Below are 17232 nucleotides of genomic sequence, written 5' to 3'. Positions count from 1 at the left end.
AAAGCCATGCATGAAAGTCATACATGGCACAAAATATTTTGTTTATTTACCTGTCTACTTGACAGGGGGCAGTTCACAACTCTCTCGCTGTTTCCATATCACTCCTTGTCTCGCCCAAATAATTTATCACCTGTTACAATATCTGGTCTTTGTGCTTCTTTCATGTTGTAGCCTAAGAAGAAACCAGTGTGTGGAGGTTGATTATAAGCGACATTTTGCCATGCAACAGATAATCGATAGACAGGATCGTGCATTAGTGTATAAATTTTTTCATCTGTTAAATCGGTTGTCGTATATATTCGTAATTCTTCACTATCTGAAGATGGCCAAATCACTTCCTCACGCCAATCGCCAAAAATGTCGGCTTGGAGAGACGGGTTACCTTTCGTCCAGTTATTAGTTCTTGTTCCTTCTGGTGTTAGTAAGTTTACAAGCTCCTCTTTTTCATAGTCCCATTTATCAATCCGACCTACACCATGTGGATCATTGTCTGGATCAAAGGTATGGTCCAGTAATTCACGGCCGAGGTCTCCATCCCACCAAACAGCATGATTGATCGAGCGTGGCTTTTCTTGTGAAATAAGTTCTCCGTTTGCTGCATGTAGTCCATTTCCCGCACTTCCATCCCAGCTAGTCGAGGCCCAAAATTCTGCACCATCATAACGTGGGTCGATATCTGCTGCTAAGCCTCGACCAACATCAGATCTAAGGTCAACGCCGAATAGCTTTTCACCTGTTGCTGCATCACGTATCCCATAGCCAATGGGGATTTGCGTGCTTTCGTGTGGCTGAAAAATTTCTAATCCGGGGTGATTAGGATCTAGGTCACTGACATGTAGGGCATCCCCATGTCCCCAGCCAGTTGAATACAAGCCTGTACCATCATCATCAATGACAGAGGCTCCATAGATGATTTCATCTTTTTTATCCTGATCAACATCGGCTACTGCTAATTGGTGATTCCCTTGACCTGCATATTCTTCATTACCTTCGTCATCACTATCAAAAACCCATTCAAGTGACAATTCACCATCACGCCAGTTGTAGGCTGCAAGTACGGCTCTCGTATAATAGCCACGAGCCATAATAATACTTGGACGTTCTCCATCAAGATAGGCAACGCCAGCTAAGAAGCGGTCTGCTCTATTACCATAGTTATCTCCCCAGTCATTCAAATTCCCTCTTGGAGGAGTGTAATCAACAGTCGAAAGTGCTTTTCCTGTTGCTCCTTCGAATACGGTTAAGTATTCCGGTCCTTCAAGAACAAAGCCGCTACTATTACGATAATCTGCTTCTTGATCGCCAATGACATTCCCTTGCCCATCAATGGTTCCATCTCCTGTTTTCAATACAACCTCAGACTTTCCGTTACCATCAAAATCATAGACAAGGAATTGGGTATAGTGGGCGCCAGCACGAATGTTTTTTCCTAAATCTAAACGCCACAATTTCGTTCCATCTAGCTCATATGCATCAAGATAAACATTTCCGGTATAGCCGCTTTGGGAGTTGTCCTTCGAATTCGATGGATCCCATTTTAAGACGATTTCATATTCTCCATCACCATCAAGGTCCCCAACACTTGCATCATTGGCACTATAGGTATATTCCACACCGTCTGGGGTAGTGCCACCCTCTGGTTTATCTAGTGCGACACTTAAATAATTTTTCGACCAAACCTTTGCCTTTTTCGTTAATTTGGAGCCACTACCTTTGATTACTCGTACTTGATAAGTGGAATCTGCAGTTCCGTTTTCATCAAAAAAGTTCGTACTGTTTTCAATTGGCTTTTTATTTACTTTTTTACCATCACGGAACAGATGAAACTTCACATCCTTTGGATCGGTTCCAAGCATCTTCCAGCCAACATAAACCCCATCATCGGATTCGACTGCAACTAATGCACGGTCTAATTGCTCCATTTGTCGTTTTAACACTTCTGTAATAGGAGATTCCACCACTTCTGATGCTTCTGATATTCCGCCATCATTGACCGCTCGCACCTGGTAATAATAGTGGTTATAGGTTAAAACACTTTCATCAGTAAAGCTTGTCTTTGTTGTAGATCCAATTCTTTCAAATGTAACCGCACCTTCTGGATAATCATCAGGATCGTAGCTAGCCCGATAAATATAATATTGGTTTGCATTTTCTTCCGGATCCCAGCTTAATGCTACTTTTTCTAGCTCTAAATCCTCCACAGATATTCCAGTTGGTGCTTGAGGTGGTGCTACCTCATCATTTACTATTTTGGCGGTTACTTCATTACTTTTTTCTGATTCTATTCCCGACTGATGTACACTTGTTACTGCATACGTATAGGAATAACCAATTTCTACAGATGTGTCGGTGAAGCTTGTATCAGTTGTTTCATCGATTTTCTCATACGTGTCAGCATCTTTTGGTTTACGATAAATAGTATAATAGCTTGCAGCGGAGTTTGGCTCCCATGATAAGCTTACAGTGCTATCGGGGGAATAGGTAATCGCATCGATTGCTAAGGTATCAATGGCTGTCATTGGCACAATTTCTAAGCCATTAATTCGTCCATTCTCCCCAATATTAATCGTTAATTTCTCGTCTGTAATGGTTACATTTGTTGTTAATTCAGCAAATTCCCCACCATCTGAGGTAATGTTTCCATGATCTTGACCATTAATGATAAAGCTGGAACGATTAAAGGCAATCTCATCACCTGCAATGATTCGGACAAAATATTCGCCATTCGGTATATCAAGCGTAAAAGTGTAATCTTCCCCAATGATAAAATCACGTCTCACGTCATCGGGCTTTCCTCTGTCACGTTGGTCAACTGTTTTATCCAAGCCATAACCTCTTGCTTCCTCATATAGCATGGAATTGCTCACTTGTTCATAACCTTCTGCTACAGGACTACCCTCTGAACCGAAATCAAATAGATAAGCATCATCCATCTCTGCATAAATCTCGGGTTTGGATACGGGTAGAAGGCTTACCATCATGACGATAATCAGTAATACAGAAATTCTCTTCATTCCAAAAATCCCTCCTGTTATCATTGATCTATATGTAAGTCTGAGGTGTAGGTCAAAATCTCTAACTTTTCCATTTATCACCTCCTTAAGGCATACCAACCATCTAGTCCTTTAGTTTGATAACGCTTTCATTTTAAGGGAGTCACAAACATAGAAGTTATGCTTAGCTTAATAACCGACTAATTTCCGGTCAATAGCATCTCTGATTTTTAAACAAAGATCACTGATTTTTAATGGTTAGGATGGAATGTAAGAAAACCCCCAGTTTCAGGGTGATGAATTCGAATTTATAAGGGACGATTATTTTTACATTCACGCATGACTCCTAGAGAAGGGAGCCTAGAGCTCAACGGAGAAGAGGAGGTATTCTGGTGGAATGGTTAAAGAAAATAATAAAATGTAAAATGAGAGGTATTCATAAAATTTCAATATATGATGACCATTGTGTAAGATGTGGCAAAAAGTTAAAGAAGTAAGACAAAGAAAGGAAGTAGGAGCACAGTAAGTCTTGGCTCCTGCTAAAATTTTTAGAGATAGACGAACAGGATAGAACTTTGTTCTGGTCCAAAATATATGTAGCTTCGCCCTCCTTTTAGAATAAGATAAAACTTTTGATGGATGTTGGTTACTTTATCGATCTTTAAAGAACAGTCTAAAGTAACTGACTTAACTCTTCAGTCATTTCCTCAACTAGCTCGGGTCTACCATGAAATTGAGCGGGGGTATTTTGAAAGAGCTCAATACGCCAATCACTCCCCTTTTTCACGGCAACTAGTGTTTGATGAGCATTCGTTGCAGGCTCAATATCTGTTTTTCCAGGTGGAACCATCCCGGAAATAGCATGTAAAATTACGGTATTACTCCCCAAAGACCTTATATTCTTAACCTTAGTAATAAAAGGGGCAGTAGGATGATCCTCAAAGATGGGGGTAAGGTGTGAAAATATTTCCTCTTGTCCAATTACCTTGCTTCCGTCAAAGCCAATTTGTACTCCCTGTTCTGTGAATTGTTCAGCCATTTTTTTTGCATCACGATTATTCCAAGCATCTATTAGTGTTTGATAGAGCTTTAGGACATTATCATGAACTGAATTATTCATGTTCTAACCTCCTTAACAAAAGATAATAAAATTCATTCACCAACAGTTTATCATAAACGACCACCAAGGATTTCTTCTCGATTGCTCAAGATATACTTAGATTATTCATCCTCTGTATACTCCAACAAATCACCAGGCTGACATTCCAACACTCTACAAAGTGCATCAAGCGTACTGATTCGAATCGCTTTCCCTTTTTCATTTTTTAAAATGGATAAATTGGCAGGGGTGATCCCTACCTTTTCAGATAATTCATTTAACGACATTTTACGCTCTGCCATCATGACATCTAATCTAATTCTAATCATTTCCATCGCTCACTTTATATCGTGTATTTGTTTTCCTCGATTGCTTTTACGGCTGTCTTAAGTGCTGCCCCGATCAATAGACAGGTAATACCAGAGAATATGGATTCAATATAATCTATATTTGAAAAGGAAACAGTCGCATTTTCAATCTCTAGCATTGCTAATGTTTTGTCAAAGAGAAGTCCATCCAAATAAAAAGAAATAGTACCTAAAATAAGCATGGTCCATCCTAACCAATAAAATAAAATGACATTTTTATCGACAAATAGGCTTTCCTTGTGTATGTTTTGAAACAGTTTATACAAAACCCAAAAGAGAATTAAACCTGTCAAAAAAAGTGTAATAGAGCTGAAAAAGGATAGGATCTGATAATTTTCTTCCATGATAAGCTCTGGTTGTTCGGTAAATGTAATCGTTAAATAACTAACCATGGGTTCATAAATACCGAAGCTTTTCGTGAAGCTGGTTTCTGGAAACCAGATGTAGCCAATGTGATAGGCTATCACAAAAATTGTTATTGGAATAAATAAATAAAAACCTATTAGACAAATAATTGATGCCACTTTAAATAGCACTTTGAAATTCAATTTCTCCACCTCATCTAAATCTTTATATATCCTATTATACAATATAAATTTATCGTAAAACAATAAAAAAATATTGATTTTTAAAATATTATTCGTTATAGTTAAATGGAAAATAATGACCAACAAAGGAGCAACCTACCATGAATATAAAAACGGAAAGAATTTCGTTGATTGATGGTTTGAGAGGTTTCAGCCTATTTGGAATTTTGTTAGCCAATCTACTCATTTTTCAATATGGAATCTATGGCAAGGATGAAATAGCTTTTTTTGATTTACCAAAATGGGATTTAGCCGGCTATCATGTAACGAAGATTCTAGTGGAAACTTCCTTTATGCCAATCTTCGCATTTCTATTCGGATATGCACTTATTCTAATGATGACAAAGCTACAGCAAAGACAACTGCCGGTGAAACGATATTTTTTTAGACGCTTTCTAGCCTTAGTAGTTTTTGGACTTCTACATACTTTTTTCTTGTGGGAAGGGGATATTCTTTTCACTTATGGATTAATGGGTATCGTGCTATTGTTGTTTTTAAAAAGAAAAGCTAAGACCATCTTTATTTGGATGGTCATAACATTTGCGATCCTCTTTCTACTAAGCTTTGGTGGTGAGGATCTAGGTAATGATATCTTGTATTCAGAGGATACGATTCAAGAATATTTAAAGGAAACATTCACTATTTATCAAAACGGAAGCTATACGGAAATTATGAATCATCGCTTCCATGAAGATCCAATGGAATTAGGTGATATCGAAATATTCGTTGTGCTTTTGCTAGCACCTGTTACGATTTTGCCACTGTTTTTGTTAGGGATGTACGCTGCTCATAAAGGCTGGCTAGTCGATTTTCAGAATAAAAGAAAAAATTATGCCATGACAGCCATTATCTTGATTCCGATTGGTATTTTAGCTAAGCTTTCCCCAGCATTCACTAGCTTTGTTGACTTCTCCCTTATTGGTGGGAGTATTCTAGCAATAGGGTATATTTTCTTGTTTGCTTATTTATATAGTAAGTTTCATGATCATAGGGTAATGAGGGCTTTTGAGAAGGTAGGGAAGCTTTCTCTCTCTAACTATATTTTACAGACGATGATCTGTACGACCGTCTTTTATGGATATGGACTTGGCTTGTTTGCGAAAATGGGTATCTGGCTTGGGATATTATTCGGATTATCTGTTTATACGATCCAAGTCGTCGCAAGCCATTGGTATATGAAACGATTTAAGCAAGGTCCCTTAGAGAGAGTAATGAGAATGTTTGTATACTGGAATGTACGCTCCAAACCAAAAATTGAAGTAAAGGATGTTGTAAATGGTTGACCATTCATTACCTGGAAAAATATCAGAGAAAGCACCAAAGGTTTGGCGAATGACTGAATTGATCTCAGACCTTATAGGTATTATCATACTAGCCGTTATATTTTTTCTAGACGCTTACTTTGATTGGGTCTATTGGATTGGTTGGATTCTAATCGCATTAACGATCGTATTAGTGTTAGGGTCGATTTGGGGGGTTATAGAGCCAGATCTTCTTTATAAAAGCTGGTATTTTAAGGTGGATGAGGAATTTTTCCAAATCAAAAAAGGGATATGGAAGGAGCAATGGGTGACGATTCCTATGACAAAAATACAAGGTGTCTCCACTACACAGGGTCCTATTCTAAGGCGATATCAATTACGCTCCATTACGGTGGAAACAATGGGCTCCTCCTATTCGATTCCGGCATTAGAAGAACTGGTTGCTTATGAGTTGAGAGATAACATTGCTGAATATGCCAAGATCAAGGAAGTGGAGCAAACATGAGATATCATCCCTTGACGATTTTATACCAAATCTATCAGTTGATCCGAAATTCTATTATTTTAGCATTACTTCTCTTTGTCTGGAAAAGGGGATCTGATTTTTGGTTATTTGAATATGGAAGATATATTTTTGTGTTATCTGTCCTTTACCAATTTCTTCATATATTTTTTAACTGGTGGACACGGAAGTATGAAGTGAAGAATCAGAGTTTTTATTTGGAATCAGGTGTTTGGACGAAAAAGAACCAAACGATTCCATTCTCGAAGGTGCAAAATGTGCGAAGGGAAAAATCTTTCTTTCATGCGCTCTTAGGCCTCACTTCTCTTACATTTGAGACCGCAATGGACGGTGACGATGATTCCATCGTTTTTGAGGTGCTTACGAAGGAACAAGCAGCTCAGCTAATCGATTTAGTGGAAGTGGGAGAAGAAAAGGTAGAGATAGCTGAGGAGAAAGTAGTGGAAGAAAGCTCGGGTGTGGTAAAAGAAATGGTGGATGAAGATAATGAGTTAGATAATCGTACCATCCATTTTCAATCATCGAATAAGGATCTTATCAAGGCAAGCTTCACTTCACTAAGCTTTTTGGCGCTAATCCCAATCTTATCTGGACTCTATGAGAACTTACAGCCCTTTCTTCCTGATGACGAAAAAGTGCAAGGAATGTTAGAGAAGATATTAAACAATCAATGGTTCCTGCTTACAGTTCTTATTCTAGCCGTTATGATTTCCGTAGTTGTTGGAATGCTTCGAACAATGATTCGTTACGGGAAATTTGAAATATCCTCAAATGATACCCATATTTTTATCCAAAGGGGAGTTCTAGAGGAAACCTATTTTTCGATTGAGAAGAAAAAGGTACAAGCATTGGAGGTAAAGCAAACAATGCTGAAACGGGTCTTTGGTCTAGCGGAAGTAAAATTAATTAGCACTGCCAAAACGAGCGATGACGGGGTGGAGGTAGATGTCAATTCCTTGTACCCGTTTCTACCGATTGACAAGGCTATGCAACTTGTTTCGCAAATTCTCCCTTCTTATACCTTAAGTACAAGGGAGATGCAAAAGCTTCCTAAAATGTCGTTGTGGATGAGGATTATTAGACCAAGCTGGCTATGGATAGGGACTTTTATCGGATTGTATTTTTTTAAGCCAAGTCTTTTTGGCGTCGAAGAAGCTTGGTGGATTATCGCCATCCTCGTATTTATCTGGCTAAATGCTAGTAGTGTGTTAGATTATTACCATACAAGCTTTGGTGTGGATAAAGACCAATTTCAATTTAGGAATGGTGGATTTTCGACAAGGTTGTTTATTTCAAAGAGAAGCAAAATTATTGAGCTCACTGTCTCCCGTAACTGGCTACAGCGAAAATGGGGAATGGGATCCATCAGCACCACCAATCGTTCCACTCCGGTTCATGTAGAGACAATCGATGATCTGCCACAAGCTTTTATCAAGCAATTTCATCAATGGTACTATGAACGGCAGAAATATGTACAATATGATAGAAACGAATCCAAAAGACTTGAAATATGGCAACTGCTAGATGTGGAGAAATAATGGTTGAAGGGTAGTACACATCACTATCCCGCCATAGAAAGGAGGAGCTTCCAAATAAAAATTCTACTTCCCTTCTTGTTTTGGTCCCTTTCCATTGTCTATCTTTTTTTAGAGGAATGGATGCTTGCGTATTGTTTTGTGTTGGTAGCCTATGTGTTGCATATGTCAGCAGTCGAAATAAATCGAATATGTATAAAGTGAGTTTTGTTGTACATAACCTGACGTTTGTTTTGCTAGTTATTTTGTTTCTTGTCAATGAGTTATTTGTAAAAATGAATGTAGAATTGGTATTACTTATTATCCTATTGTTTTCTGTATTCCTCGATGGGTGTTTTACTATTTTTCACCAAAGGAAACAAAAAATTATCACAAATTGATAAAGAGACACCATTTTATTACTGAAAATGGTGTTTTTTTATTTTAATGAAATCTTGCTTAACCTATTGGAAAATCTCTAGCATTCGAGAGCAATATAGGAATATTTTTTCAACAATATTTAGATATAACGATGAAAATCACTGTGTTATAATACAGAATGTAACCGTTTTCTTTTAAAAACAAGGATGAGAAAGGAAGTGGGGATATTTAGATGAATAGAAAACAAGTGGCGATACCTTCTTTTAAAATTGAGGACAAAACAGGTAAGAAGACAGCGAAGGATTTTCACTCACATCTAGGCTATGAGATTGTCTGGGTCAAGCATGGAGAAGCGAAATTTATTTTTGAAGAAAAGGTCTATCATGTCAAAAAAGATCAGGTACTTTTTTTTAAAAGTACAGAATTTCATAAAGTGCGATTGTTAGAGGATCAAGTATATGAAAGAGTCGTGATCATGTTCACTGATGATTTTCTTCTCTCCAATCAGCCTATTCTCAGCAAGTTCAGACAATTGTTAGATGATTTACCTGTTCCACACTGTTTACTCCACTTATTTATGTGGCGCAAAGGTCCATTTCGACATATTATGGATAAGCTTTTACGGGAATATAATGATATACATTCCTGGGGACAAAAAAGTGCTCTAGAGCTTTATTTAGCAGAATTACTCCTATATTTAAGCAGAGAGATACATACATCATTTGAACCACATCCATCACAAAATACTTTACCCAAAAATGAAAGGGTAGAGCTTCAAGAAAGAATATTAAAAGAAATCAATGTTATTTGGTGCACAAATTGGCAGCTTGAAGAGCTTGCAGAAAAGCTTCATTTTAATAAGTATTATCTCTGTCATTTTTTTAAAAAAGAATTCGGCATGACGATCCATCAATATATTTTACAAAGGCGTATTTATGAAGCGAAAAAAATGCTGATTGATACGAAAATCTCGATCAATGATTTAGCACAACAAGTCGGGTTTTCTACTGCATCTAATTTTATTAGGTGTTTTAAGAAATATGTCAACATGACCCCAAAGCAGTACAGAGATGAAAAGATCTCTAATGGTTTATAAGAGGAAGGAGGTAATGGTTTAATTATTCATACTAAATTTATAGAGGAAGGGAGAAAGAAAGGATGAGAACCTGGAAGCGGATTGGATATCTCTTTATGATATTCGTGTTATTAGTCACAACTATATTGCCTGCATTACCCACGAAAGTAGTAAAAGCGGAGAGCAATTTTAACAACGTTGTTATCCTGAACGAAAACTTTGATGACGAAGCGGTAGGTGAGACCCCAGCAGGATTAGATATTTCAGAGGCGGGTGGATCGGTAACGATTGCGGAAGACGAAACAGGAAATAAATTTGTCCAATTGGAGGATACGAGTGAGAGTGATTCTGTACAAATCTCTAAATCCTTTGAAGCGTTAACAGGAATAGTAACCATACAATTAAAATTTAAACAGCCTAGCTATAAAAGCTCTGCGAAGGTGTTACGTGTCAAAGGGGATGGAATCTCTGCCATCATTGAAACAAAGGATGGTCATATCGCCTATCGTAACAGTGATGATACCTATGAAAATCTGATAGAAGTAAAAGAAGGTCAGTGGTATGACGTAAAATTAGTAGTCAATCTACAAGCTCAAACTACTAGCACATATATCAATGACGAATTGAAGCTAGAAAATGCCAATTTTTATCGTCCTGCAACAACCATTAATTTTATCGAATCCTTTACACCAGGAAATGGAGCGTTTGGTCATCATATTGATAATCTATTGATTTCTCAACAAACAGAGGTAGAGGAAGAGGCCGATCCAGAAGGAGAAATAGTTTTTGAAAAGAATTTTAATGAAGATGTCGTAGGTGAAGAGCCGACAGATGTAACTGTTTCAGAAGCTGGTGGAACCGTATCGGTGGTTGATTTACCTTCTGCTGAGAATAAAAGTGTCTATTTAGAGGACACAAGTGAAGAAACGAATGTGATTTTAAGTAAATCGTTCGATGATCTTGTAGGAACCGTGACAGTTGATTTGAAATTTATGCAACCAAGCTATACGAGCTCTACGAAAATTGTCAGAGTTAAAGGGGATGCAACTCCTGTAATCATCGAAACAAAGAATAACAGTATCACTTATCGAACTGGTGATCATTATGAGCCTTTAGTAGAGGTAGTGGAAAATCAGTGGTATAACATTAAAGTGAAAATAGATTTAGATAATCAAAAAGCAAATGTCTTTATTGATGGGGAGTTGAAATTAGAAGATGCTGCCCTCAATGAATCGACAACGAAAGTGAATTTTATCGAGACCTTTACACCGAATAGTAGTGCACAGGGCCACTATGTGGATGATATAAGAGTAACGGGATTCTTGCCGGAAGAACCGACAGACCCTGAGCCTCCGGAGGAACCGACTGATCCTGAACAAGATCCAGATTCGGATCAAGAGGAACCATCAGAATCAGCAGGTGGCATTTATGAAGCAGAGGATGCGGAGGTCCATCATGCAATTATCGATAATAAGCATGTCGGATTTACGGGTACAGGTTTTGTTGATTACAATCCAAATGCGCCAGGAGGCTGGATTGAGTGGACGGTTGAAGTTCCAGTTGATGGGGAATACACGTTAGATTTCCGTTATGCACATGGTGGTACAGATAAACGCCCTGCGGAGATTAAGGTAAATGGAGAGGTGGTCAATCCAGAATTAGCATTCGATCCTACAGGTGATTTTGCAGCATGGAAACATACTTCCACAAAAGCTAACTTAAAAGCAGGCGTAAATACGATTCGAGCAACAGGAATTGCGCCAAGTGGTGGAGCGAATATTGACCATTTGCGTGTTTTCATGGAGGTTGATGATACTTATGAAGCAGAGGATGCGGTTTTCGAATCTGATGGGGTTATTGTAGATAATAAGCATGCAGGTTTTACGGGAACGGGCTTTATTGATTTTAGTCCAAATCAACCGGGAAGCTGGGTAGAATGGACAGTGAATGTTCCAGCTGATGGAGAGTATTATTTAGATTTTCGCTATGGTCATGGAGGAACCGATTCGCGTCCTGCAGAGATAAAGGTAAATGATCAGATAATAGAAGAAGAGCTAGCCTTCGATCCAACAGGTGGTTGGGCAGAATGGACGTATACTACAACGAAAGCGGAGCTAAAAGCTGGTGAAAATGTGATCCGAGCAACAGGAGTTGGTTCTAGTGGTGGTGCGAACATTGACCATCTACGTGTTCATAATTTAGCAGATGGTGGTGGAGAGGCCCCAGTAGAAGTAGAAGACTCCAATTTGGAAGAAGTAGCAGGTGGCTTATTAGTAAAGAAAATGAAACAGCTTGGTATGATTGATGGAGAGCCAGCAGCAAATGAGGAAGAAATCACAAGACTCGAATTTATGGCATTAGTCAATGATAGCTTTGGATTTGTTTATGAAGAGAAATTCAAGAACTTACAAAATAAAGAAAATATTTGGGAAGTCTCAAGAGAGGAATGGTATGCCTATGTATTAGAAGCTGCGAAAGAACAAGGCTATGCCGATCATCTAGTGAAAAATGATAGCATTTCACCAGATCAAACGATAACGAAAAAAGAGGCTGCCCAAATGATCGAAAACATTACAGGAGATACTATCTCAACGAACAATGGGTCCCTAACTTGGGGAGAAGCAAGAGAATGGTTATCCGATCAAGAGGGTCGAGAGATAGAATTAGTAGGAGTTCATGCTGTATCCTCCAATGTGATGGCTGTGACGTTAAATGGCCATTTTGAAGAGTTTGACTACAATGATTTAGAAGTAGTAGTCCCAACAAGAAAATGGGATTTACTCTCACCAGGCTTTGAAAATTTACGTATCGATAAAGCGGCACATACGACGAATAAATTTGGGCAGACGGTAGTTATTCTTCACAGCCTAGACGATTGGAATGAATATGCTGAATATGAGCAAGAGATCGAAGAAACGAAATTTTCTGGTGACTTAGATACTGCCATTGAGGAAGCAAATAACTTACTTACATGGCAAATGGAGCATGGTGGTTGGACGAAAAACTGGTCCCACATCTATACACGTCCATGGGATGGGGAAGAGTCGCGTTCCGAGTGGGTAGAAGATGGTGTTGAGCTTGGTACGATCGATAATGATGCTACTATTTCTGAAATCATGTATTTAGCACAAGTCTACCAGGAGACAAAAGATGTGAAATATAAAGAAAGTATCGAAAAAGGACTAGAATTTCTTTTTAAATTACAATATGATACGGGTGGATTTGCACAGGTTTATCCAGAACGAGGTAACTACTCAGACTATGTGACATTTAATGATGAGGCAATGATAAATGTGCTAGAAATGATGGATTTAATTGTTGAACAAAAATATCCATTTAATTCTGATCTGATTAGTGAAGAATATGTGAGGAAAACAAAGGAATCGATTGATATCGCAATAGACTATATTCTAAATGCACAAATTGAAGTAGATGGTCAGTTAACAGCATGGTGTGCACAGCATGACCCATTCACTTATGAACCTAGAGGAGCCCGTTCCTATGAGCATCCTTCCATTTCTGGATCAGAATCTGTTGGAATCATTCGCTATTTGATGTCACGTCCTCCAACAGAAGAAATCAATCGTGCTATATTAGCTGCTCTAGAATGGCTTGATGAAGTGAAGCTTGAAAATACTCGTTATGTTAGTGGCGATCCAAACAATGAGTATTTTGTAGAAGACCCTAATTCTACTGCTTGGTATCGATTCTATGAAATTGGTACAAATAAGCCAATCTTCTCTGGTCGTGATGGTGTCATTAAGCATGACATTATGGAGATCGAAGAAGAGAGAAGAAATGGCTATGCTTGGGGTGGCCATTGGGGAGCACAGCTTCTAGAAATCGCTAAAAAGACGGGGAATTACACAAACAAGGTTTACGTTCAAGTGGCAAATACCAATTCAACAGATATAAATGGAAGAACGTTAGAAGCAAATAATATTCATCAATTGGAAGGACAAATGAAGCAAATGAATGAGATAGAAAGCCATATAACAGTGGCCAAGGATGGTAGTGGAGATTATGAAACCGTCCAAGCAGCAATCGATGCCGTTCCAGAAAACAATACAGACCCAGTTACCATTTTTATCAAGAATGGAATCTATAAAGAGGTTGTCACGATTCCTAACAACAAGCCATTTATTACCCTGTTAGGGGAAAGTGAAACAGATACGATCATTACGTACGACAATTATGCAGGTAGAGATAATGGAGTTGGTGGAACATTAGGTACAAGTGGCAGTGCAAGTGTTTATTTAAAAGCAGATGATTTAACGGTTCAAAACCTAACATTAGAAAATTCCTTTGATGAGAGTATTAATGTAGAAGGAAATCAAGCAGTCGCGGTTTATGCTAGTGGTGATCGTCAATATTATCGAAATGTTCGATTTATTGGAAACCAAGACACCTTATACACCCATTCTGGTACTCAATATTATTATCAGGTTTATATTGAAGGGGATGTTGATTTCATCTTCGGTGCCGCAAGTATTGTAATTGAGGATTCGATTATTCACTCTTATGATCGAGGCTCTGATTCAAATAATGGCTATGTTACTGCTGCGAGCACACTACTTTCTGAGAAATATGGCATGCTGATACTAGATAGTAAATTTACGAGTGATGCGGCGGATGGCACCGTCTATTTAGGGCGTCCGTGGCCAGCAGGTGGGAATCCACAAGCAAGAGGTAGTGTCTTGATCAAGCATAGTGAGCTTGGTGCTCATATTAAGGAAGAGGGCTGGACCTCGATGAGCGGTCTGGAACCAGAGGATGCTAGATTATATGAGTATGAGAATTATGGACCAGGCGCTGTGATTAATGAAAACCGTAGACAATTGACAGATGAAGAAGCTGCTAAATGGACGGTCCCTAATGTACTGAAGGGATGGGATGCACAAGCTTTAAATAATGATTCAGGGGAAGAAAATCCTGATGACGGTGGTGAGCAGCCTGATGATGGGCAAGATGATGGAGATCAAGGGCAGGACGAAGAAGACAATGGGGATGATAATGGATCGGATCAAGATCAAGAGGAAGATAATGGTGATGATGGGTCCGATCAAGATAAAGACGAGGAACACAATGATGATGGAGGATCAGATCAGGATCAAGGCAATGATCAGTCTAATCAAGATGGAGCTGGGTCTGGTGATAATAGGGAACTTGATGAAAAAATAGTAAAGCTTGGTGAAAAAGTGAGTGTAGCACCTGGCCAAACAATCGTAATAGAAGGTTCCAAAGTCAAAATAGGATTACCAGATGATTTACCTAACGGAACAAAGCTATTGATAAAAGAAGCATCACCAATCCATACGGATGGATTTAAAATAGCAGGGGATATTTATCAGTTTGATTTTGAATTCCCAGAAGGCTATGAGGATTATCGTGGAGATTATTCCTTAACACTTGAGTACGAAACTAGTAAATTTTCAAAAGAAGAGGTAGCTATTTATTACTACAATGAAGAATTAGAGCAATGGGAACATATTGGAGGAGAAGTAACAGATGGAACCATTACCGTAACCGTCGAGCATTTCTCAACTTATGGAGTCCTAGCAGAAGCGGAACAAGCTTCCACAGGAGGAACGGATCATTCAAACAATGAGCTACCATCGACGGCAACCAATACATTTAATTGGATTATCACTAGTCTTCTCTTCCTGTTGCTTGGAAGTATCATCCTAATCTTAAATCGAAAAAGTAAAAAATCATAATGATATGGAGCCAGCTTCTCGTAAGCTGGTTCTTTTTATGTGTTAGGAAAGCTAAAATTTTAGTACCAAGTATAAGCAAAATTAGGCATTCCGACCAAGGTCGAGCGAATGCAAGTTTTTCTAATGTCATAAGACAGAATCCAAAGCACTATCACAAAGTGAATAGACAAGGGAGGTTAGAAAAACGCATTCTCTAGCCTTGAAATACACGAGAGCTTACAATTACACTAATACCATCATCTCTCCAATCTCCTCCACCCAAAAATTTTTCCCCTCGTGTTATAATAAATTGGTTAATTAAGGGAAGTTAGGAGCAATGAAATGAATAACCAATCATTTGCCAGTTCTACATTAGAAACGATCCAATGGTTTGTTTTCCTACTTGCAAGCTCGGTAGCATTGCCAATCGTTATTGGTGCTATTTATCAATTAGATTTTGTAGAGGTTTCTGGCTTGATGCAAAGAACTTTTTTCACTGTTGGAGTCGCCTCTTTTTTACAAGGATGGTTGGGGCATAAGCTCCCTATTATGGAAGGACCAGCAGGGATATGGATAAGTATTTTTTCTGTGATGGCAGTAACGGGGGTGCAGCAAGGAACTTCTTTAACGGAATCTTTGCAAATTTTAGAAACGACTATGATTATGACAGGAATTTTCTTATTTTTATTTGGTATTTTGAAAATATCACAATGGATTCTTCCGATATTTACCCCTCTCGTTACAGGAACGTTTTTCTTTTTACTAACGGTTCAATTAAGTGGGACTTTCCTTGAGGGGATGCTAGGATTGCAAGGTAATTCGGAAAAGATACAGCTAAATGCAGCAATGCTAGCATTTATTACTTTTTTTGTTGTGCTTGGCTTATCGATTTTTGCCAAAGGCTGGTTAAGTAGCTATGCAGTGCTAATTGGTATTGTAATAGGTTGGATCTTATATGCCTTGATGATTGGAGCGGAATCCTCTATTGGGGAGATGAAGCTATTCGCAATGCCTGAATGGTTTGCTTTTGGTATGCCTATTTTTGATTACAGTGTCATACCGATAGCTTTTGTTACTGCCATTATTTTAATTTCGAATGTGGTGGCATCGATTGTAGCTGTCAATCAAATATTAGGCATGAAGAAGCAACATTACAAGGACGAAGTAAATCGAGGTACCACCTTATCTGGAATGAACCATGGTATAGCAGGAATCTTTTCTGCCATTGCTAATGTTCCACTTGCGACATCTGCTGGATTTATTAGTTTAACAGGGCAAAAAAATAAAAGACCTTTTCTCTATGCTTCAATTCTATTGATTATCATTGCGTTTTTTCCGCCAATCGTCACCGTGATATCCAGTATTCCATCACCAATAGCGAATGCGGCACTAATGGCATCATTTGTCCAACTAGTCGGTCTTGCGATAAATAACGTAACACTAGAAAAGCTAGATAAAAGAAAAATAACAATCCTTGGTATTGCTTATTTGTTTGGAATGGGGACAATGTTTTTACCAACCGAGGTGTTTGCAGGGCTTCCATCCTATGTACAGAACCTTTTTAGTAATGGTCTATTAATCGGTACTGGACTTGTCATTCTATTAGAACAGCTATGGAGAGAATGACGAATGAAATCTACTAGCAGAAAAAAAGCTAGTAGATTTTTTTATTTTAAACAAAAAAGCATCAAAAAATTACTAAATAAACACTTTTACAAACTTGCCTTAACCTTA

Annotated in this window: 10 protein-coding genes; 6 read left to right on the top strand and 4 right to left on the bottom strand. The window is 38.3% G+C overall.

Annotation, left to right across the window (positions count from 1 at the left end; translation table 11 throughout):
* Positions 1-98: 98 nt before the first annotated feature.
* The 4 genes from DLJ74_RS20865 to DLJ74_RS01705 form a co-directional block, all read right to left on the bottom strand.
* On the bottom strand, positions 99-3014 hold the full coding sequence (locus tag DLJ74_RS20865) for a rhamnogalacturonan lyase family protein (RefSeq protein ID WP_109983082.1): 2916 nt from the start codon (positions 3012-3014) through the stop codon (positions 99-101).
* A gap of 652 nt (positions 3015-3666) precedes the next feature.
* Positions 3667-4113 carry an SgcJ/EcaC family oxidoreductase gene (locus tag DLJ74_RS01715; RefSeq protein ID WP_054788381.1) on the bottom strand — a complete coding sequence of 149 codons (447 nt, stop codon included), beginning with the start codon at positions 4111-4113 and terminating at the stop codon, positions 3667-3669.
* Between the two features lie 101 nt (positions 4114-4214).
* Positions 4215-4421, bottom strand: coding sequence for a helix-turn-helix domain-containing protein (locus DLJ74_RS01710; protein WP_109983092.1), 207 nt, complete (start codon positions 4419-4421; stop codon positions 4215-4217).
* A gap of 14 nt (positions 4422-4435) precedes the next feature.
* The gene (locus DLJ74_RS01705) at positions 4436-5008 is read right to left on the bottom strand and encodes a DUF2975 domain-containing protein (protein WP_146202419.1); all 573 of its coding nucleotides are present in this window, start codon (positions 5006-5008) and stop codon (positions 4436-4438) included.
* Positions 5009-5148: 140 nt separating this feature from the next.
* Here DLJ74_RS01705 and DLJ74_RS01700 point away from each other — a divergent pair, with 140 nt between their 5' ends.
* The 6 genes from DLJ74_RS01700 to DLJ74_RS01675 all read left to right on the top strand — a co-directional run bounded on the left by DLJ74_RS01700 (position 5149) and on the right by DLJ74_RS01675 (position 17124).
* Positions 5149-6330 (top strand): DUF418 domain-containing protein, encoded by a 1182-nt coding sequence (locus tag DLJ74_RS01700; protein WP_109983081.1) that lies wholly within the window; start codon positions 5149-5151, stop codon positions 6328-6330.
* Positions 6323-6814, top strand: coding sequence for a PH domain-containing protein (locus tag DLJ74_RS01695; protein WP_109983080.1), 492 nt, complete (start codon positions 6323-6325; stop codon positions 6812-6814). Before DLJ74_RS01700 ends, DLJ74_RS01695 begins: the two co-directional genes overlap by 8 nt.
* A complete protein-coding gene (locus tag DLJ74_RS01690; RefSeq protein WP_109983079.1) occupies positions 6811-8370 on the top strand; it encodes a PH domain-containing protein in 1560 nt (519 codons plus the stop codon). Before DLJ74_RS01695 ends, DLJ74_RS01690 begins: the two co-directional genes overlap by 4 nt.
* A gap of 589 nt (positions 8371-8959) precedes the next feature.
* Positions 8960-9823 (top strand): AraC family transcriptional regulator, encoded by an 864-nt coding sequence (locus DLJ74_RS01685; protein ID WP_109983078.1) that lies wholly within the window; start codon positions 8960-8962, stop codon positions 9821-9823.
* A 62-nt stretch (positions 9824-9885) separates the two neighbouring features.
* Positions 9886-15519, top strand: a complete 5634-nt coding sequence (gene pelA / locus DLJ74_RS01680) for a pectate lyase (protein WP_109983077.1) — start codon at positions 9886-9888, stop codon at positions 15517-15519.
* Between the two features lie 321 nt (positions 15520-15840).
* Entirely contained in the window at positions 15841-17124 is a 1284-nt protein-coding gene (locus DLJ74_RS01675; protein ID WP_109983076.1) for a purine/pyrimidine permease, read from the top strand.
* The last annotated feature ends 108 nt before the right edge of the window (positions 17125-17232 follow it).

The sequence above is a fragment of the Gracilibacillus dipsosauri genome, from assembly GCF_003176895.1.
GTDB classification, from domain to species: domain Bacteria; phylum Bacillota; class Bacilli; order Bacillales; family Amphibacillaceae; genus Gracilibacillus; species Gracilibacillus dipsosauri.
This window is presented reverse-complemented; position numbering and strand designations above follow the sequence as displayed.